24 protein-coding genes are annotated in these 19211 nt (G+C 64.0%); 16 read left to right on the top strand and 8 right to left on the bottom strand.

Annotated features, from left to right (window positions below; genetic code table 11):
* Positions 1-102 precede the first annotated feature (102 nt).
* From B5V03_RS33955 to B5V03_RS33935, 5 genes are all read left to right on the top strand, one after another.
* A complete protein-coding gene (locus B5V03_RS33955; protein WP_245502424.1) occupies positions 103-1041 on the top strand; it encodes a YVTN family beta-propeller repeat protein in 939 nt (312 codons plus the stop codon).
* Entirely contained in the window at positions 1038-1844 is an 807-nt protein-coding gene (locus B5V03_RS33950; protein ID WP_129274723.1) for an ABC transporter ATP-binding protein, read from the top strand. Before B5V03_RS33955 ends, B5V03_RS33950 begins: the two co-directional genes overlap by 4 nt.
* Positions 1841-2689 carry an ABC transporter permease gene (locus B5V03_RS33945; RefSeq protein WP_129274722.1) on the top strand — a complete coding sequence of 283 codons (849 nt, stop codon included), beginning with the start codon at positions 1841-1843 and terminating at the stop codon, positions 2687-2689. Before B5V03_RS33950 ends, B5V03_RS33945 begins: the two co-directional genes overlap by 4 nt.
* Complete coding sequence (locus B5V03_RS33940; RefSeq protein WP_129274721.1) at positions 2686-3300, top strand: hypothetical protein; 615 nt, start codon at positions 2686-2688, stop codon at positions 3298-3300. Before B5V03_RS33945 ends, B5V03_RS33940 begins: the two co-directional genes overlap by 4 nt.
* A gap of 140 nt (positions 3301-3440) precedes the next feature.
* The gene (locus tag B5V03_RS33935) at positions 3441-3740 is read left to right on the top strand and encodes a copper-binding protein (RefSeq protein WP_092022544.1); all 300 of its coding nucleotides are present in this window, start codon (positions 3441-3443) and stop codon (positions 3738-3740) included.
* Positions 3741-3892: 152 nt separating this feature from the next.
* On the opposite strand, the gene B5V03_RS33930 is transcribed toward B5V03_RS33935, so the two are convergent.
* Entirely contained in the window at positions 3893-4450 is a 558-nt protein-coding gene (locus tag B5V03_RS33930; RefSeq protein ID WP_129274720.1) for a PQQ-dependent catabolism-associated CXXCW motif protein, read from the bottom strand.
* Complete coding sequence (locus B5V03_RS33925) at positions 4447-5328, bottom strand: substrate-binding domain-containing protein (RefSeq protein WP_129274719.1); 882 nt, start codon at positions 5326-5328, stop codon at positions 4447-4449. Before B5V03_RS33925 ends, B5V03_RS33930 begins: the two co-directional genes overlap by 4 nt.
* A gap of 128 nt (positions 5329-5456) precedes the next feature.
* Here B5V03_RS33925 and B5V03_RS33920 point away from each other — a divergent pair, with 128 nt between their 5' ends.
* Positions 5457-6383: a quinoprotein relay system zinc metallohydrolase 2 gene (locus B5V03_RS33920; RefSeq protein WP_129274718.1), complete on the top strand. Its 927-nt coding sequence runs from the start codon at positions 5457-5459 to the stop codon at positions 6381-6383.
* A gap of 78 nt (positions 6384-6461) precedes the next feature.
* Entirely contained in the window at positions 6462-7280 is an 819-nt protein-coding gene (locus B5V03_RS33915; protein ID WP_164988463.1) for a quinoprotein dehydrogenase-associated SoxYZ-like carrier, read from the top strand.
* A gap of 34 nt (positions 7281-7314) precedes the next feature.
* Here B5V03_RS33915 and B5V03_RS33910 read toward each other — a convergent pair whose 3' ends face one another.
* Positions 7315-7674: a hypothetical protein gene (locus tag B5V03_RS33910; protein WP_129274716.1), complete on the bottom strand. Its 360-nt coding sequence runs from the start codon at positions 7672-7674 to the stop codon at positions 7315-7317.
* 87 nt (positions 7675-7761) lie between these two features.
* Between B5V03_RS33910 and B5V03_RS33905 the strand changes: the two genes are divergently transcribed.
* From B5V03_RS33905 to B5V03_RS33890, 4 genes are read left to right on the top strand one after another with little or no spacing between them, the layout of a single operon-like run.
* Entirely contained in the window at positions 7762-8742 is a 981-nt protein-coding gene (locus B5V03_RS33905; RefSeq protein ID WP_129274715.1) for an ABC transporter substrate-binding protein, read from the top strand.
* A 1-nt stretch (position 8743) separates the two neighbouring features.
* The gene (locus B5V03_RS33900) at positions 8744-9481 is read left to right on the top strand and encodes an ABC transporter permease (protein WP_129274714.1); all 738 of its coding nucleotides are present in this window, start codon (positions 8744-8746) and stop codon (positions 9479-9481) included.
* The gene (locus B5V03_RS33895) at positions 9471-10184 is read left to right on the top strand and encodes an ABC transporter ATP-binding protein (RefSeq protein WP_129274713.1); all 714 of its coding nucleotides are present in this window, start codon (positions 9471-9473) and stop codon (positions 10182-10184) included. The genes B5V03_RS33900 and B5V03_RS33895 overlap by 11 nt, the downstream gene beginning before the upstream one ends.
* Positions 10185-10232: 48 nt before the next feature.
* On the top strand, positions 10233-10586 hold the full coding sequence (locus tag B5V03_RS33890; protein WP_129274712.1) for a hypothetical protein: 354 nt from the start codon (positions 10233-10235) through the stop codon (positions 10584-10586).
* A 10-nt stretch (positions 10587-10596) separates the two neighbouring features.
* On the opposite strand, the gene B5V03_RS33885 is transcribed toward B5V03_RS33890, so the two are convergent.
* The 4 genes from B5V03_RS33885 to B5V03_RS33870 form a co-directional block, all read right to left on the bottom strand.
* Entirely contained in the window at positions 10597-10806 is a 210-nt protein-coding gene (locus B5V03_RS33885) for a hypothetical protein (protein WP_129274711.1), read from the bottom strand.
* Between the two features lie 106 nt (positions 10807-10912).
* Positions 10913-11818, bottom strand: a complete 906-nt coding sequence (locus tag B5V03_RS33880; protein WP_129274710.1) for a hypothetical protein — start codon at positions 11816-11818, stop codon at positions 10913-10915.
* 25 nt (positions 11819-11843) lie between these two features.
* Positions 11844-11924, bottom strand: coding sequence for a pyrroloquinoline quinone precursor peptide PqqA (gene pqqA / locus B5V03_RS33875; RefSeq protein WP_008562446.1), 81 nt, complete (start codon positions 11922-11924; stop codon positions 11844-11846).
* 172 nt (positions 11925-12096) lie between these two features.
* Complete coding sequence (locus tag B5V03_RS33870) at positions 12097-12489, bottom strand: EF-hand domain-containing protein (RefSeq protein WP_071911675.1); 393 nt, start codon at positions 12487-12489, stop codon at positions 12097-12099.
* Between the two features lie 341 nt (positions 12490-12830).
* Between B5V03_RS33870 and B5V03_RS33865 the strand changes: the two genes are divergently transcribed.
* From B5V03_RS33865 to B5V03_RS33840, 5 genes are all read left to right on the top strand, one after another.
* The gene (locus B5V03_RS33865) at positions 12831-14495 is read left to right on the top strand and encodes a methanol/ethanol family PQQ-dependent dehydrogenase (RefSeq protein ID WP_129274709.1); all 1665 of its coding nucleotides are present in this window, start codon (positions 12831-12833) and stop codon (positions 14493-14495) included.
* 10 nt (positions 14496-14505) lie between these two features.
* Complete coding sequence (locus B5V03_RS33860) at positions 14506-14862, top strand: c-type cytochrome (RefSeq protein WP_129274708.1); 357 nt, start codon at positions 14506-14508, stop codon at positions 14860-14862.
* Positions 14859-15785 carry a substrate-binding periplasmic protein gene (locus B5V03_RS33855; protein WP_129274707.1) on the top strand — a complete coding sequence of 309 codons (927 nt, stop codon included), beginning with the start codon at positions 14859-14861 and terminating at the stop codon, positions 15783-15785. The genes B5V03_RS33860 and B5V03_RS33855 overlap by 4 nt, the downstream gene beginning before the upstream one ends.
* A gap of 219 nt (positions 15786-16004) precedes the next feature.
* On the top strand, positions 16005-17018 hold the full coding sequence (locus B5V03_RS33845; protein WP_129274706.1) for an FUSC family protein: 1014 nt from the start codon (positions 16005-16007) through the stop codon (positions 17016-17018).
* Positions 17019-17127: 109 nt separating this feature from the next.
* On the top strand, positions 17128-18117 hold the full coding sequence (locus tag B5V03_RS33840) for a Bug family tripartite tricarboxylate transporter substrate binding protein (protein ID WP_129274705.1): 990 nt from the start codon (positions 17128-17130) through the stop codon (positions 18115-18117).
* Positions 18118-18137: 20 nt separating this feature from the next.
* On the opposite strand, the gene B5V03_RS33835 is transcribed toward B5V03_RS33840, so the two are convergent.
* A complete protein-coding gene (locus B5V03_RS33835) occupies positions 18138-19106 on the bottom strand; it encodes a helix-turn-helix domain-containing protein (protein WP_129274704.1) in 969 nt (322 codons plus the stop codon).
* Positions 19107-19211 lie beyond the last annotated feature (105 nt).

The raw sequence follows: 19211 nt of genomic DNA, 5'->3' as shown, positions 1-19211 counted from the left end.
TCCCGTATCGCATCTTTCGATGCGATACGACCTCCCCCGCAAGCGGGGGAGGTGAAGATCGCCCGCGGACAGATATCGCACATGCTAAGTGCAGCCTTGCTGATGGCACTAGCGACCGCGGCGGCGCCCGCGCATGCGTTCATCGCCTATGTCTCGAACGAGAAGAGCAACACGGTCTCCGTGATCGACACCGACAGCTGGACCGTGACCAAGACCATCAAGGTCGGCCAGCGCCCGCGTGGCATCGATTTCACGCGCGACGGCAAGTTCGTGATGGTCGCGGTCGGCGACGACGACACCATCCAAATGATCGACGCGAAGACACAGGCCGTGGTGGACAGCCTGCCCTCCGGCCCGGACCCGGAATTGTTCGCGCAGGATGCCGCCGGCAAGACTCTCTATGTCGCCAACGAGAACGACAACACGGTGACCGTGATCGACCTCGAGAAGCGCGCCCGCCTCGGCGACATCCAGGTCGGCGTCGAGCCCGAGGGCATGACCATCAGCCCCGACGGCAAGACGCTGATCAACACGTCGGAAACGACCAACATGGCGCATTTCATCGACACCAATTCGCGCCAGATCGTCGCCAACGTGCTGGTCGATGCGAGGCCGCGCTTTGCCGAGTTCAAGCACGATGCGTCCGAAGTCTGGGTGTCCTCGGAGATCGGCGGCACCGTCTCAATCATCGATCCCGGAAAGCACGAGGTGATCGGCAAGGTCAATTTCGAGATTCCGGGCCTGCGGAAAGAGGCGATCCAGCCAGTCGGCATTGGCATGACCAAGGACGACAAGACTGCCTTCGTGGCACTCGGCCCCGCCAACCGTATCGCCGTCGTCGATGTCGCCACACGCAAGGTGACGAAATATCTGCTGGTCGGGCAGCGCGTCTGGCACATGGCATTCACGCCGGACGAAAAATATCTGCTCACCACCAACGGCGTCTCCAACGACGTCTCGGTGATCGACGTCGCCGCGCAAAAGGTGATCAAGACCATTCAGGTGGGCGAACTGCCCTGGGGTATCACGATCGCGCCATGACCAGCCCCGCCCCCATCGCCGAGCCGCAGGAGACGCCGAGGCCAGAAGCGGCCGCGGTGCCGGCACTCGCGACCGACGGCGTCAGCCATTCCTATGGTCCGCGCCGGGCGCTGATGGACGTCTCCTTCAACGTGCAGCCTGCAAGCTTCACAGCGCTGCTCGGCCTCAATGGTGCGGGCAAGAGCACGCTGTTCTCGCTGATCACGCGGCTGTTCGGCATCCAGACCGGCCGCGTCTCCATCTTCGGCCACGACATCAGCAAGAGCCCCGGCGAGGCGCTGCGGCTGCTCGGGGTCGTGTTCCAGCCGCGCACGCTCGATCTCGATCTGTCGCTGACGCAGAACCTGCTCTATCACGCAGCGCTTCACGGCATCAGCCGCCGCGAGGCCCGCGCACGAGCCGCCGAGCTGCTCGACCGCATCGGGCTCTCCGAGCGCGCCGGCAGCAAGGTGCGCGATCTCTCCGGCGGCCAGATGCGGCGGCTGGAGATCGCGCGGGCGCTATTGCACCGGCCGCGCCTGTTGCTGCTGGACGAGCCGACCGTCGGCCTCGACGTCAAGGCGCGCGCCGACATCATCAGCCATGTCCGCCAGCTCGTGACCGAGCAAGGCATCGGCGTGCTCTGGGCCACGCATCTGTTCGACGAGATCGTCGCCGGCGACGATCTCGTCGTGCTGCACCAGGGCAAGGTGCTGGCGCAGGGACCGGTGAGCCGCGTCATCACCGAGGCCGGCGCGCAGGACGTCAACACCGCCTTCATGCGCCTCACCGGCGCGCAAACCATGCCGGGAGGTGGCGCATGAGCAGCATCACCACGCGAGATGCGCCGCGCGGCTTCTCGGCCGGCGAGTACATGACCTGCCTCACCGGCATCGTCTGGCGCGAGGGGCTGCGCTTCCTGCATCAGCGCGAGCGCTTCGTCTCCGCGCTGGTGCGGCCGCTGGTGTGGCTGTTCATCTTCGCCGCCGGCTTCCGCCAGGTGCTCGGCATCTCCATCATCCCGCCTTACGAGACCTATATCCTCTATGAGGTCTTCATCGCGCCCGGGCTGATGGCGATGATCCAGCTCTTCAACGGCATGCAGTCCTCGCTCTCGATGGTCTACGACCGCGAAATGGGCAATATGCGTACGCTGCTGGTGAGCCCGCTGCCGCGCGGCTTCCTGCTGTTCTGCAAGCTGCTCGCAGGCACGGCAGTGTCGCTGCTCCAGGTCTATGCGTTCCTGCTGATCGCCTGGTTCTGGGACATCACCCCGCCTCCGATAGGCTATCTCACCGTGCTGCCGGCGCTGATCCTGTCGGGACTGATGCTGGGCTCGCTCGGCATGCTGATCTCCTCCGGCATCAAGCAGCTTGAAAGCTTTGCCGGCGTGATGAACTTCGTGATCTTTCCGATGTTCTTTGCCTCCTCCGCGCTCTACCCGCTCTGGCGGGTGCAGGAGGGCAGCCCCTATCTCTATTATCTCTGCGAGGCCAATCCGTTCACCCATGCGGTCGAGCTGATACGTTTTGCGCTCTACGGACAGATCAACTGGATCTCGCTGGCGGTGGTGGCCGGCTGCACAATCGTCTTCATGATCGGCGCGATCTATGCCTATGATCCCTCGCGCGGGCTGGCGCGGCGGGGCCCCGCGGGAGGCGAAGGATGACGGTTCGGATCGTGGCCATCGCTGTTGTGGCACTCGCAGTCGCGAGCCCGGCCGCGCGCGCTGCCGATCCGCGCTATCCCAACTGGCCCTGCGCGCAGGCCAAGGTGCCGGAGATCTCGCTCGCCGCCGTCTGGGCCGGCCCGGAACTCGGCGACGCCGAGACCAAATGGAGGGACGACGCCAAGGTCACCGCGCTGGTCTCAAAGTTGTCGGCGCGCAAGACGCCGATGGACGAGGCCGAGAAGTCGGTGAAGGAGTTTCTGGCCGGCTCTGCTTCCGACAAGACCGCGAACGCAAAACTGCTGTTCGCCGGCCTGTTCGACACGCTCAACGCCCAGCGCTCCCAGGTGATGAACGGGCTCGAACGCGTCAGCCGCAAGCAGCGCGAGGCCGCCGACAAGATTCGCGAGGAAACGATCGCGCTTCAGGCGCTCCAGGGCGCGGCGTCACGTGACGACACCAAGGTCGAGGCGCTCAGCAACGAGCTGATCTGGAAGACCCGCATTTTCGAGGACCGCAACAAGGTGGTGCGGTTCGTCTGCGAGGTTCCGACCGCGATCGACCAGCGCCTGTTCGCGCTGGGACGCATGATCCAGCAGGAATTGGAATAGCGTCAGCCTTGCTGACGACTGTCCGGAAAGTTCCCGCGATATCAACGCGATCGTTAACCTTTGCCGCGCTATCTGCCGGAACCAAATCGATCTAGGATGGCTTGTCGATGTGAACCCTAGACAGACACCGGGAGGCCTCGATGGGAACAGCTAGATTCATCTACGCAGGCGCCGCGGCCCTCAGCATCCTCGCAACCAGCGCTTTTGCTGACGACATGACCGGAATGGTCACGCGGATCGATCGGCTCAACAGCACGATCTCGATCCAGGAGACACAAAAGGGCACGGTCGGCGGCAGCGCAGGCGGCGCCGGCGCACTCCAGCAGTACAAGGCCAAGGACGCCGCGATGCTCGATGCAGTGCATGCGGGTGATCGGGTGACGTACTCGGCAACCAGCGCGGATGGCACGGGCACGCTGACGAAGTTGCAGAAGCAGTAGGGCGAAGCTGCACCCGCATCCTCGTTGCGAGCGGAGCGAAGCAATCCAGAATCTTTCCGCCGAGGGACTCTGGATTGCTTCGCTCCGCTCGCAATGACGGGGATAGAGTTGCGTCCCTCGCTCACACCGTGATCGCAGAGCCAATGGCGCGCCTACTGCTCCGGCCGCGGCTCCGGCTGGGCCTCGTCGGTGGGAAGCTTCGCGCGCTCCCAGCCGTCGGTGCCGTCAGGATACCAGGCGACGTTGGAATAGCCGTAGGCCAATGCGCGCTTGGCGGCGTTCCACGACATCCAGCAATCGGCGAGGCAATAGATCACGAGCAGCGCGGCCTTGTCGCCGCGTGACGCGCGCGCGAGGCCGCGCTGGAAATAATCGTCCATAACCGGCGGCAGAGCGCCGTAGCCCGTGTCCGGCAGCCAGAGACTGCCCGGAATGTTCTTCCGCGGCATGTCGCGCCACACTGTGCCGTCGGGCAGGTTCTTCGGCTTCGGCGGACGCGGCAGCACGTCGATGAACGCGCCGCTCTTCGCGCGCCAGATCTCCTCGGCCTCCCCAGTCGTGAGCACACGCGCGCGCACCAGCGTCGCCGGCACCGGCGCGCGGTAATTGTCGGTGCGATAGCCCTCAGGCTCGAACGGCTCCTGCTGCTGTGCCAAGGCCGGTGCCGCCAACGCGGCGGCAACCAGCGCAGCGGCAAGATGCCGCCTCATGGCGCCTTCTTGGCCGTCTCCGCGCCGAGCGGCCGATCGCTCTCGTCGAGCAGAGGCACGCCGAAGTCGAGCAGGATCTTGTTGATCTCGCCCTGGTTCTCCTGAATGAGTTTGTTGAGCTGCCGCTTCCAGTTCTGGTCGGCGGGACGCACGCCCATGCCGATGCGATAGACCAGTTTTGGTCCGGTGGTCTCCTTCACCAGCGGCGTGACGTGCAGCGAGCCGGCTTTCTTCGCGTAATACCCGGCCATCGGCCCCCACAGCACGCCGGCGTCGATCTTGCCGTTGGTGAGATCATCGATCATCGCCTGCGCCGAATTGTCGTAGCGCGTGTCGATCATCAGCGGATAGGGCTTTGCGTCGCCCATCAGGCCCGCGAGCGCCATATTGGTGGCCGGTGGCGTGCCGGCGACGATGCCGACATGCTTGCCCTTGAGCTTCGCGTCCTCGAGCGTGTCGACGTCCTCGAGCCCGCCGCCCGCTTTCGAGACCAGCGCGTAGGACGTGCGGTAATAGGGATTGGTGCCCTGCACGAGGTCATCGCCCTGCGGAAAGCCCATGATGACATCGCAACGATGCGCACCCAGCGTCATCCGCACGAAACCGGTCGCCTGCGGAAAGAACACGTAGTCGAGCTTCTTCTGGAGCTTGTCCGCGAACAACTCGGCGAGCTTGTTCTCCAGCCCCTCGCCCTTCTCGTTGGAGAACGGCAGATTGCGCGGATCGGCGCAGACGCGCAGCACCTTGGGGTCGACCAGCTCGAACGAGAGGTCTCCGGTCTCGCTCGTCTGCGCCATGGCGACCTCGCCAAGCGCGCAGGACGCAACCAGCCCCCACAGCAGAAACAACCAGCGACGATGTCGTCCGGCCTCCGTCATCGCGCTTCCTCCTCGTTTCATCCGAATGCTATCCATGCAACGCAGGGACGCACTATGTTTCACCAACTTTATGCTGGCTTTGTTTGCTGCAGTGCAATGTGGCTAATCCTTTGAACTGAGGCGGAAAAGTGTCTCGCATCGCTCTTGTGATCGCAGCCTTGTCCCTGCTGGGGCTATCAACGCTAGCACGCGCGGGGCAGGCCGAATTGCCTGTGAGCGAAGTCGCACCCGGAATCTTCGTGCACTCGGGGACCATCGCGCTGATGACCCGCGAGAACGAGGGCGGCATCGCCAATGTCGGCTTCATCGTCGGCGAGGACGCGGTCGCCGTGATCGACACCGGCGGCAGTCTTCGCGAAGGCGAGGCGCTGCTGAAGGCCGTGCGGGCGCACACCAGCAAGCCGATCCGCTACGTCATCAACACCCATGGCCATCCCGATCATGTCTTCGGCAATGCGGCCTTTGTTGCGGAGGGGACCAGCTTTGTCGGACACAGCAAGCTTGCGCAGGCGCTGGCGACGCGCGGGCCGTATTATCTGGACAATTTTAGACGCATCATGGGCGATGAATTGATCTCGCCCGTGAAGATCGTGCCGCCGACTGTGCTCGTTCCGGACACCATGATGCTCGATCTCGGATCGCGCCACCTCACCTTGCGAGCTTGGCCAGCCGGGCACAGCGACAATGATCTGACTGTGTACGACGAGACGACGAAGACACTGTTCGCAGGCGACCTCGTCTTTCTTCGCCATATTCCAGTGATGGACGGCAGCATCCGCGGCTGGCTCGGCACAATCGGGGAACTCGATAAGATTCCGGCGGTCCGCGTCGTCCCCGGTCACGGGCCTGTGAGCGAGTGGCCGGCCGCGCTGGCCGACGAACGGCGTTATCTCACGGCGCTGCTGGCGGACGTCCGGGCGTTGAATAAGAAGGGCGAGCCGATCCGAGCCGCCGCAGACAAGGCGGGAGTCTCGGAACGCCGGCACTGGGAGCTGTTCGACGACTACAACGCCCGCAACGCAACCGCAGCATTTTCGGAAATTGAATGGGAGTAGCGGACGCGCTACTCTGGATAGGGAAGACTGCTTCGCCCGCGCGGGAGATCAGCTTCGCTGACTCCGGGGACCTTGACCATGACGGGATGCACACGCCGCCTGCCCCTGATCGCCGCATTGCTCGGCCTCGCCTTCGCTGTGCCGGCGAGCGCCGAAGAGGCCTACGATCCCTGGCCGGGCCTGGTGCAGGACATCTTCAACAACCGCCCGATCAACGACGGCAGCAACGTCATCGCCATCGAGATGCCCTATCGCGCCGAGGACGCGGCCATCGTGCCCGTGACCCTGCGCAGCAAGCTCTCGCCCGCAGATAGCCGCCGCATTCGCTCGATCACGCTGGTCATCGATCGCAATCCCGCGCCAATGGCGGCAAAGTTCGAGCTCGGTGCGGATGCCAATGTCACCGAGATCTCCACACGGGTGCGCGTCAACAACTATACCGACGTCCACGCGGTCGCCGAGCTCAGTGACGGCCAGCTCTACGTCTCGAAGGTCTATGTGAAGGCCTCAGGCGGCTGCTCCGCACCGGCAGGAAAGAATGCCGAGGAAGCCAACAACCGCCTCGGCCAGATGCGCTACCGCCAATTCGCGCGCGAGCAAGCTCCCGCGAGCCGCATCCGCGAGGCACAGATCATGATCGGCCATCCCAACAATTCCGGCCTCCAGATGGACCAGGTCACGCAACTCTATATTCCCGCCTTCTTCGTTAACCAGCTCAAGCTGACGCAGGACGACAGCCCCGTGCTGTCGATGGAAGGCGGCATCTCGATCTCGGAAGATCCCAATCTGCGGTTCACCTACGTGTCCAACGGCGCGAAACGTTTCCGCGCGGAGGCGAAGGACACGGATGGACATGTGTTCCGCAATGAGTGGGATGTGGAGAAGCCGGGGACGTAGGTCCTGCGGACCTCCCCGGAATGACGGTGCTAAATCAGAAACACCTCACCTCAGCTTCCGCCTGCGCGCGCCTTAGATCATTCACCGCCGAGTTCGCCTGCTCCGACGTCCGGAACTGGACCCCGAGATTGCCGCGCACCTGGGACATGCTGAGCGCCGTCTCGGCAGTCACGTAGCGCTCGTAGGTGACGATCGAGGCCACCACGTCAATCGAGCAAGAACATTGCTCGATCGACTGCCGGCTTTCGCCATTGGCCTTCATGCAGCCATAGACGTATTCGGCACGTGCGGCGGTCGGATAATCATTAGCCTCCTCGGCGCGCGCGGCGTACACGGCCCCCACCAGCACCGCCAATACGGCGACAATCGGTCGTAGCTGTCCCGCCATATTCATGAGCGTCCTCCCGCTGGTTGCGACGAAAGCTATGCTATGCGTATTGTCCTGAAAAGCACCCTATCTGAGGAAACGGCTCACAAGGCGATGAGAATCTTGGGACGAACATTGGCGCTCGCGACGATCCTGGCGCTGACACTGGCCACTCCCGGCCATGCCGCGGATACCATCCGCCTTGCGGTGCAGAAGACTGGAACATTCTCCTGGGAGCTGGCGACGATCCGGAGCGCCGGTCTCGACAAGGAGGCCGATTTGTTGCTGGAGGTCACCGAGCTTGCGAGCCCCGAGGCCGGCAAGATCGCGTTGCGCGCCGGCAATGCCGACATCATGCTGTCGGACTGGCTGTGGGTGTCGCGCGAGCGCGCGCTCGGCGCCAAACTGACCTTCTATCCCTATTCTAGCGCGCTCGGCGCGGTGATGGTGCCGGCGGCCTCGCCGATCAAGACGCTCGCGGATCTCAAAGGCCACAAGCTCGCCATCGGCGGCGGTCCCATCGACAAGAGCTGGCTGCTGCTGCAGGCGCGGATGAAACAGGACGGCATCGACCTGAAGTCGGATGCAAGCATCGTCTATGGCGCCCCGCCCCTGATCGCGGCCAAGGCGCTCGACGGCGAGATGGATGCGAGCCTCAATTTCTGGAATTTCTGCGCCCAGCTCGAGGCCAAGGGTTTTCGCCGCCTCGCCGGCATCGAGGACATCCTGCCGAAGCTGGGCGCCAAGGGCGCGGTCTCCGCGGTCGGCTATGTCTTCGACGAGAGCTGGGCAGCAAGCCATAAAGACGCCGTGGCGCGCTTCATCGCGATGACCCGCAAGGCCAAGCAGTTGCTGGTCACGTCGGATGCGGCCTGGGACAAGATCGTCCCGCTCACCGGCGCGACCGATCCAGCCATGCTCAAAACCTATCGCGACCGCTACCGCGACGGCATTCCGCGCCGGAGTATCGTCGACGAGGAGGCGGACGCGCGCGTGCTCTACCGCGTGCTGGCCGAGACCGGCGGCCGCGACCTGGTCGGGCCGGCGGCGGAGCTCGATCCCGGCACGTTCTATCACGCAGTCCCCGGAGACTGAGGTGCTGCGGCTGCTCTCGTTTGCCCTGTTTCTTGCGATCTGGTGGATTGCCGCGCTGTTCGTCGGCGGCGCAAAGCTGCCCTCTCCGCCTGCCGTGCTCAACGTCATCGTCGCAGAAGCATCGAGCGGCGCACTATTCCTGCATCTCGGCGCCACGCTCGCCCGCGTCGCGCTCTCCTTCGTGCTGGCAATGTCGCTCGGCAGCGCCATCGGCTATCTGATGGGGCGCGTAAAACTCGCCGACCGGCTTGGCGATCCCTGGCTGATCCTGCTGCTGAACCTGCCGGCGCTGGTCGTCATTGTGCTCGCCTATATCTGGGCCGGCCTCACCGAGGCGGCCGCCATCACGGCGATCGCCATCAACAAGCTGCCGACCGCCATCGTCACCTTGCGCGAGGGCACCCGCGCGCTCGACCGCTCGCTTGACGAGATGGCAACCGTGTTCGCGATGCCGCGCTGGCGCGCCTTCCGCCATGTCGTGCTGCCGCAGTTGGCGCCGTATATCGCGGCCTCCGCCCGCTCCGGATTGTCGCTGGTGTGGAAGATCGTGCTGGTCGCCGAATTGCTCGGACGTCCCAACGGCGTCGGCTTCGAGATCGGCGTCGCCTTCCAGCTGTTCGACACGCCGCGGCTGCTGGCCTACTCGCTGACCTTCGCCGCCATCGTGCTCGTGATCGAAACCGTGCTGGTGCAGCCGTTCGAAGCCCGCGCAACCCGGTGGCGCCCCCGTGCGGCTTGAGGTCGAGATATCAGGCAAAACCTACAGGAGCGCCGCGGGCGGAACGCACGATGTGCTGGCGCCGCTGAAATTCGCGCTTCAGTCCGGCGAGGTCGGCGTGCTGATCGGCCCGTCCGGCTGCGGCAAGAGCACGATGCTGCGTATCATTCTCGGGCTCGATCACGAATTTCAGGGACGCATCGCGCGCCCGCCGGAAGCGCGCATCGGCATGGTGTTCCAGGAGCCCCGGCTGCTGCCATGGCGCTCGGTCGAGCAGAATGTGCGGTTGGCTGCGCCCGACGTCTCCGACGCAAAACTGTCAGAGCTGTTCCGGATTTTGGAGCTGGACGCGCATCGCAGCCATTTTCCCGGCGAATTGTCGCTGGGCCTCGCCCGGCGCGTTGCGCTGGCCCGCGCCTTCGCAGTCGAGCCCGATCTTCTCGTGCTCGACGAGCCCCTCGCCTCGCTCGACGACGCGCTCGCCGGCCGCCTGCGTGACGAGATCGCAACGCTGGTGGCAAGGCGCCCGGTGATGACGCTGCTCGTCACCCACAGCCTCGATGATGCGATCCGCCTCGGTGACCGACTGTTTATCCTGTCGCCACGCCCGGCGCGCATCGTGCAGGAGGTGCCGATTGCCGTTCCGCGCGCGGAGCGCAGCGAGGCCGACCTCGGCAGGATCAGGGCCGAGCTCGCGGCAGTGCAGCAGCTTGAATCGAAATGAGAACTCGTGGTCAACTGGACCCAACGAGAGTGTCGAGGGAGGTTCACCATGCGGCGTACGCTGATTGCGATCGGCATCCTGTTGGTTGCGATGCCGGGCGCAGCGCTCGCGCAGGCCAAGGGCAAAGGCATCCGGCTGTGGAATCTGACGACGGAGACGATTTCCGGCTTCCAGCTCTCGCCGGCCGGCAAGACCGACTGGGGCCCGAACCAGTGCCTGAACGACAAGGACAAGGAGGTCGACCACGATGAGCGGCTCCGCATCACCGGCGTCGAGCCCGGCCGCTACGACGCCAAGATCAGCTATCCCAATGCGCGTCAGTGCGTGGTCCGTGATATCGAGATCAAGGCGGACGCCGTGTTCTCGATCGCCGACAAGGATCTGAAGGACTGCACGAAATAGCGCTGACGCTTTACGCCTTGTCGTTCGGGTGCGGATATTCGCAGCGCCAGCGCACCGCCTGCCACTTCGGATGATCACCGATCCATTGCGCGATATAGGGCGGCGCCGCCATCACGCATTGCCGCGGCGACCCCGCATAGTTGAATACGATATGCTGCTCCTCGCAGTTCGCAGGCGAGAGCACCGCACATACAGTCACCACCAGGTCAATCGGGTTCATGTCGGGATCCTCTCGCATGGGGCGATGGAGAATAGCACAAAAGGTTACGGTTCAAATCACGTGAAGTTTCAATCTCGCTGGAGGAATACCGGCGGAACCTCCGCCACTAAAAATTAACGCCGAACACCAGCCTCGCCTGATGCCGCTCGAAATTGACGAGGTCGAGATTGGCGGCCGATCCGGCCGGGCGGCCCCAGGCCTGCATGCTCCAGCTCAGGGTGAGCCGCGATTTCTCGGAAAGCTGAAAATAGGCGGTGGGGCCAACGAACAGCGCCTGGCCCGAAAATTCGCCGAGACCGATGCCCTCGTACTGCCGGAAGTAGCGCATCTCACCGCCAAGCAGCACATCGGGGCGCACACGCACGAGGCCCGCAAACGCTGCGCCAATGGTCGAGCTCTTCTCGGACAGCCCCGCTACCTCGAAGCGCGCCCATTCCGGCTGATAGATCAGATTGAGCGCGCCAATGACAAAGTTCGGAACGAGCTCCCGGTCGAAGGCGAGCGTGAAATCAGTACCGTACATCCGTCCCTTCGCGCCGCTGGTCTCGTCGATGCGGTCACCATGGAGTTCGGCGGCAACGGTCATGCCGAACGGCGCGCGCTCGCGATCGAGCAGGCGATAACGCAGGTCGAGCGAAGCGCCCTGGAAATTGAACTGACGGCGATCGCCGATGTCTGGAACGCCGGTGATGTCGTGAAGGCTGGCGGTGCCGCCGAGTTCGATGCGGAAGTTCGGCAGCGGAACGATTTCGATCTCGACTTCCTGCTGGAGGGCGCGATAGGTGCCGCCGCCCTTGCCGAAGCGCCCCGTCGTCTCGGTCTGGAATTCGCGCTCGCCGGGATTGCCGACGTCGGTGCCGATCATGAAGCCGAAGATATGTTCGGTATCAAAGCCCTCTTCGGCACTGACGCATGCCGGCGCAAGCGTGCCTGTGCAGGCAACTATGATCCAGAATGCTCGGGCTCTCGCGCGCATTCCTGACACTACCACGGCTTCGATGGCATTCGCCACCGAAGCCGCGGCAGGTCCGTCAGTCTTACTTGCGCGAAGCGCAGGCGTACATGTTGATTTCCATGCCGACCGGCACTTCCACGATCTTCGGAGCTTTCCAAGCCATTCGGGGGTCTCCCAAGGTATTGAGCGCGACATCGCGCGGGCCAAAAACTAGGGCTGCGTCAGGTACAGCGCAAGCATGGAATCGGACCACGGACACAGCGAACTGTCGCATCGCGCTCGCAAATTTCCCTCTCGGGCAAAGCGCCTTCGCTCCCAGTCAAGTGCTGCTGATTTCACCGCAACAAGCGCAACAGCGCGCGGCCGGCGCGCGAATTCAACTCTTTCGCATCCAGCGTTCCATCCTTGTCGGGATTCGCCGCGTTGAAGCGCTGCTCCACCACCGCGAGATATTCGTCGAGCGTGAGAGTCCCGTCGTGATCGGGATCGGCGGCGGCAAGTTCTTTCGCCGTTAACCGTCCGCGCAATTCGCGCGCGTCCAGCGTGCCGTCGTGATCGGGATCGAGCTTGGCGAATAACGCGGCGGCGGCCTTCTTCACCTCGGCGAGATCGAGCGTGCCGTCATTGTCGGTATCGAACATCTTTACGGCGTTGCCGGAGGCAGCCCACGCTGGACCGGACAGCACTGCAATCGTGAGCGCAAGCGCAACTGAGCGACGTGAAATCATCAAACCCTCCTGGCCAAGACCCCCGATTCGCGCGGGATCGAAACGACATAAGTCTACAAGCGAGCCCCGGTTCAAGCCCGGAATTGCAACCTGGGCACCGCACAACTCGCGGAACCCGACCGTCCGAGCAGGGCCGCCCAAGCCGGCACCGCTTCATGCCGCGGAATTTTTCCAGCGTCTGCGCACAAGTGAAAGTCGATTGTCAGGTTTCCGTCAGGTGACCGGCGTCTTGGCATCCAACATATCGGCGACGCAGCTACGACTTTCGTATTGACGCGTTTTGCATTCGGGCGGAGTGTTGCAGCCGCAGCGTCAAAAGACGCGCATATTGGGAGGAACGGATGAAACGCCTTGCGATGGCCGCGAGCCTCGTCATGCTTGCATCGACGTATGCAAACGCCCAAACCACCGAGCAACTGGTCAAGGGCGCGACCGATACATCAAACGTTCTCAACTACGGGATGGGCTACAATCTGCAGCGCTTCTCGACGCTGAACCAGATCAACAAGGACACCGTCAAGAACCTCGTCCCGGTCTGGAACTACTCCTTCAACGACGATCGCAGCGAGGAATCGCAGCCGCTGGTGTATCAGGGCGTGATCTACGTGACCTCCCACAACGCCACCATGGCGGTCGACGCCAAGACCGGGAAGCAGATCTGGAAGAGCAAGGTCGAATATCCCGCCGAGACGCCGCGCATCGTCTGCTGCGGCATCATCAACCGCGGCGCCGCGCTCTACGACGGCAAGGTGATCCGCACCACGCTCGACGCCAATGTGATCGCGCTCGACGCCAAGGACGGCAAGGAGCTGTGGCGACAGAAGGTGGCCGACATCAAGGAAGGCTATTCGATGACCGTGGCGCCACTGGTCGCCGACGGCGTCGTCATCACCGGAATCTCCGGCGCCGAGTTCGGCACCCGCGGCTTCATCGACGGCTGGGACCCGGCAACGGGCAAGCATCTGTGGCGCACCCATTCGATCCCCTCGCCGGACGAGCCCGGTGGCGACACCTGGAAGGGCGACACCTGGAAGCTCGGCGGCGGCTCGACCTGGATCACCGGCTCCTACGATCCCGAGCTGAACACGGTGTATTGGGGCATCGGAAATCCCGGACCGTTCAACTCGGCGGTACGTCCCGGCGACAACCTCTACACCTGCTCCGTGCTGGCGATGGATCCCAAGACCGGCAAGATCAAGTGGCATTACCAGTTCTCGCCGAACAATCCGTTCGACTACGACTCGGTGGCCGAGATGGTCCTCGCCGACATGAATGTCGAGGGGAAGCCGACCAAGGTGCTGATGGATGCCAACCGCAACGGCTTCTTCTACGTGCTCGACCGCACCAACGGAAAGCTGCTCGCAGCCAATCCTTACGTGAAGGTGAATTGGGCGACCGGCATCGATATGAAGACGGGGCGGCCGATCGAGACCGACGTGTCGAAGGACGCGCGCGACGGCAAGAAGGTCACCGTCTATCCGTCGATCCTCGGCGGCAAGAACTGGGAGCCGATGTCGTTCAACCCCCAGACCGGGCTCGCCTACGCCAACACGCTCGCCTTCGGCGGCAGATACAAGACCGAGCCCGTCACCTTCAAACAGGGTGAATGGTATCTCGGCATGGACCTCACCGATCTCTGGGAGTGGGGTGACGGCCCCCGCGGTCATCTGAAAGCGATCGATCCCATGACCGGCAAGGCGAAGTGGGAAGCACCAAGCGACATCCCGCGCTTCTCCGGCGTGCTGTCGACCGCAGGTGGCGTCGTGTTCTCGGGTGCGCTGACCGGCGAGTTCGAGGCCTTCGATGCCGACACCGGCAAGAAGCTCTGGCAGTTCCAGACCGGCTCCGGCATCGAGGGGCAACCGGTGACATGGCAGCAGGATGGCGTGCAGTACGTCGCGGTCACCAGCGGCTATGGCGGCGTCTATTCGCTGTTCTCGGGTGACGAGCGACTTGCGAAAGTGCCGCCCGGCGGTTCGCTGTGGGTGTTTGCGGTCAAGCAGTAACCGCGGCACGATGCTGAAAGACATGTCTCACAAGACGGTGGCGATCCTCGCCACCGTCGCGGTGCTGACGGTCGCGCTTGCGGCGACCGTTCGTGCCGCGGACGACGCAACCGGCAATCCCGCGCAGGCACAGATCGACCATGGCAAGTCGACCTATGCCGAGAAATGCTCGCACTGCCACGGCCCCAACATGATGAACCCCGGCACCATCACGCCGGACCTCCGCACCTTCCCAGACGACAGGACGCGCTTCGTCACCACGGTGAAGAACGGCAAGAACAACAAGATGCCGCCTTGGGGAGATATCCTCAGCGACGACGAGATCGGCAACCTCTGGGCCTTCATCTCAAGCCGGAGGAAGCCATGAGGCGTCGGCTCGCCCCGTGGAACGTTGCTGCGGTCCTCGCGGCACTCACGGCTGCGCACGCGGCCGACGATCCGCTAAAAATCTGCCTCGACGAGGACCGGCCACCGCTCTCGATGCATCACAAGGGCACTCCCGACTCCGGCTTCGACGTGCAGCTGGCGCAAGCGGTCACGGAGCGGATGGGACGGCCGCTGAAGATCCAGTGGTTCGAGAGCAAGCTGGACGAGGATTCCAGCCCGCAGCTCGAAGCCAATGCGCTGCTCTCAGACGGACGCTGCTCGCTGGTCGGCGGCTATGCGCTGACGACGGACTCTCTCGTCAAGCCCGGCATGAAGACGGCGCGCCTGCCGGATTTCGCTGGCGCCACGCGCGAGGACCGCCGCCGCCGCGTCGCGCTGGGTGTGCTCTCGCCGAGCCAGCCCTACGTCTATTCGCCGATGACGGTCGTGGTGGGGCCGAAGGCGCAGGGCCGCAAGATCAACGATATCGGCGACCTCGCAGGCTTGCGCCTCGCGATCGAGAGCGGATCGCTGGGCGATGCCGTCCTGATGACCTTCGAGAAGGGCCGCCTGATCGACAGCATCACGCACCTGGTCCCCGGCCGCGACGATCTCCTCGGCGCGCTCAATCGCGGCGACTATGACGCAACGCTGATCGACCTCGCCCGCTTCGACGCCCATCGGGCCGCCCATCCCGACACCGCGATCACCGCGTCCGGCTATTATTATCCGATCGGCGCCAATCGCGGCTATGTCGGGCTTGCTAGCGATGGCGCGCTGATCGACGCTGTCAACAAGGCGCTGACGGCGCTTGCCGCGGAGGGCAAGATCGCGGAGTTCGGCAAGCAGGCCGGCCTCACCTATCTGCCGCCGCGCGAGCCTGCGATCCTCGGTGATGTCTGGATGAAGATCATTCAGCGGTGACGCAGCCGCACGTGCCGCCACATCACCGCTGTCATGCTCCGCGCAGGCGGGGCATCCAATACGCCGCAGCTCATCGATTGAACCACACCCGTCACGGCGTACTGGATCGCCCGGTCAAGCCGGGCGATGACACCGAGGACGTGGCAACGCCGTCACTCCACACGCCGAGTTCGCATTCCGTGCTATGCTAGGCGTTTCATTCGCCCCTTTGGTGCATCCTTGAATTCGCCGACCACCACCAGCCTGCGCGACGTCCTCTCCCGGGAGATCAAGATCGCCGAACTGCTGCGCGCGCTGATCGTCGTAGGCCCTATAGTCGCCGCCTATTTCATCGCACGTGAGACGGCGCTGCTCAATCTCGGACTCGTCGCGGTCTCGCTGCTGATTCCGGCGCTGCGGCTGCACCTGCCGCCGAAGGCCATCGCCTGGCACTACCTTGCCATCCTCGTCACCTTTGCCGCGCTCTTTCTCGCCGCGCCCGTCAAGCCGCTCTTCGTGGTGCTGACGGCGCTTGCCGGCTTCCTCGCGGTCGCCGCGACACGCTATGGCGAACATTTCCGCACGCCCGGCAATTGGGTGTTCATCCCCGCCGTCTATCTCGCCTGCGAGGTGCGAGAGGGCGTCAGCGCCTCCGAAGCGCTGCGTCATGCCGGCGTGATTATCGCCTCCTCGCCGATCGCGCTGGCTCTGGTCTGCGCTATCAGGATTTACGACCAGCGACGGCAAGGCGACGTCGCAACCACGTTCGGACGGCCCGCCGCCGCGTGGTTCCTGCCCGCGTTGGCAACCGCCATGGCGGTCTTCGCAGCCGCAGCGTTGGTCGAAATCCTCGACCTCGCGCAAGGGCAATGGGTGATGTGGTCGGCCGCAAGCGTCGTGGTCGGCGATCTCACGGCCTCTACCGACAAGCTGAAGCAGCGCGCGATCGGCGCCTTCGTCGGCGTGCCGCTGGGCTTCCTGGCCGGAATGGTGCTGCCGCAGAGCCGGGTCGGCTATGCGCTCGCGGTCCTCGCGGCCACCCTCACGCTGATCTCGTTTTCCCGCTATGTCCTCGGCTTCGGCCTGCGCTGCTTTTTCATCGCGCTGGCCGCGTCCTTTGCCGGCGGCGCCAGCGGGATCGCGGAAGAGCGCATCGTCAACGTGCTGATCGGTGGTACCTTCGGCCTGATTGCGGTGGCCCTGACCGAGATCGTCTGGCTGCGGGTCCTGCGGAGACCCCGATCGCCCGGATAACGTGCAATTGAGCACTGCGTCATCGTTCGAATGCGCCAATCTGTCTCGCCTGCCGGTCATGGCAGAGACGCCCTGATGCAGTAGGTTCGGCAAAAATCAGGAGGGAATCATGTCCGCCAAACTCGATCGCCGCCACTTCATCGCCGCCGGTACCAGCGCACTCGCAATGCCGTTCGTCGCGCGCAGCGCCTCGGCGCAAGCTGCGTGGCCGTCGCGGCAGATCCGCATGATCTGCAGCTATCCCGCCGGCGGACAGACCGACCTGCTCGCGCGCGCCTATGGCGAATTCATCTCCAAGCAGGTCGGCAAGACCGTCGTCGTCGAGAACAAGCCCGGCGCCTCCGGCGCGATCGGCACGGCGGAGGTCGCCCGCGCCGAGCCCGACGGCCACACCATGCTGTGCTCGATCTCGACCACCTACATCATGAACCGGGTGGTGATGAAGACTCCCGGCTACGACATGGACAAGGACCTGACGCTCGTCAGCGTCATCCCGGGCGCCGGCCTGCTGCTGGTGGCGAACCCGAAAACCGGCGTCAAGACGCTGGACGATTTCGTTGCCTTCGCGCGCAAGAGCGGCAAGGTGAATTTCGGCACCTACAGCGCGGGCTCGTCGCCACACATGACGATCCACGAGCTCAACAAGCAATACGGCCTCAACATCGAGCCGATCCACTATCGTGGCGAAGCGCCGATGTGGACGGGCATGTTGGAGGGCACGCTCGATGCCGCGATGGGCAGCTACACGGCAGCGCAATCGGTTCTGCAAAGCGACCGTGGCAACGTGTTCGCGGTGCATTCCAAGAAGGTCGATGCGATCCCCACCGTCAAGACCCTGCCCGAGCAGGGCGCGACGTCAAAATTCTTCACCGTGAGCGGTTTTACCGGCTGGGCTGTGCCGAAGGCTACGCCGCAGCCGGTGGTCGACCGCCTCGCCGAACTCTGCGTCGCCGCCAACGGCGATCCGAAGGTGAAGGAGGTTCTCGCGACCTTCGTGCTCGAACCCGCGATCGGCTTCAAGGAGACCAATGCCCTGTATCAGCGCGAGCTGCCGATCTGGATCGAAAGCGCAAAATCTCTCGGCCTCGAGCCGGCTTGAACCTCGAGGCGGCCGCCCGTCTAATGCTCGCCCGCAGCCGCAGCACCCTGCTGCGCCTTGTGGATCGAGGACGGCACCACGCCGAAATATTTGCGGAATACCCGGCTGAAATGCGATGAGCTGGAGAAGCCCCAGGAGAACGCGACGTCGGTGATGGTCTTGCCGGCGTGGGCCTCGAGCTCCTGGCGGCAGTTCTGCAAGCGGGCCTGCCAGATGTAATCGCTGACCGTGGTGCCGCGCTCGCTGAAGAGCATGTGAAGGTAGCGCTTGGAGCAGCCGAGCTCAGCCGAGATCTGGTCGATGCACAGATCCGGATCGCGCAGATGCTCGCGGATGAAGAACTGCGCACGCACATACATCGCTTCGGGGCCGACGCGGTCGAACATCGTGTCGGCTTCGCGCAGCGGCAGCAGCAGCAGGTCGATCAGCGAATCGGCAACGCCGACGGCGCTGTTCGCCGACAACTTGGCCGCCTCGTCGAAGGTCGCATGGACGAAATCATGGGCGATCCGGCCCGTCCCCGTCTTCGCCGACAGCTTGCAGGCCGGCATCCGCTGCGACGGGAATCCGCGGTCGCGCAGCAGTGCCTTCGGCACGATCACCACGTCGTGGCGCGTGAAGGCGGGGCTGATGATCGAATGCGGGCAGGAGACATCATAGGCGATGATGTCGCCGGGATTGATCTCGATGTGGCGGCCTTCCTGCTCGAAATAGGACACGCCATAGGTCTGGAAGTGAATTTTGATGTACGGGTGCTCATTGGCCTTGGCGCGCGCCAGCGTGTGCGCGATGCGATGCTGGCTGACCTCGATCTGACAGAGCTTCAGGCGCGAGACGCTGGTGTAATCGATGCGGCCCTCGAGCGAGGACGCCTCCAGCGGATCGACGTCAAAATGCCCACACAGGCTCGTCAGCCCGTCGATCCAGCTCTGGATCTGCCGCTTCGGCGTCATACCGGTCGTCGAGAGCGTATGTATTGTGTCGGACATTAATCCAGCCACTGGTTTGATCCGGAGATTCGATGCGAATCGCGACCAGCGCTGCCGGAGCCCTCAGCCGTGATTGCATGACGTTTACCTCGAATTTGAGCGGTC

The organism is Bradyrhizobium betae (genome assembly GCF_004123905.1).
Lineage (GTDB): Bacteria > Pseudomonadota > Alphaproteobacteria > Rhizobiales > Xanthobacteraceae > Bradyrhizobium > Bradyrhizobium betae_A.
The sequence above is the reverse complement of the archived record's forward strand: the minus strand, read 5'-3'. Positions and strand labels throughout refer to the sequence as shown.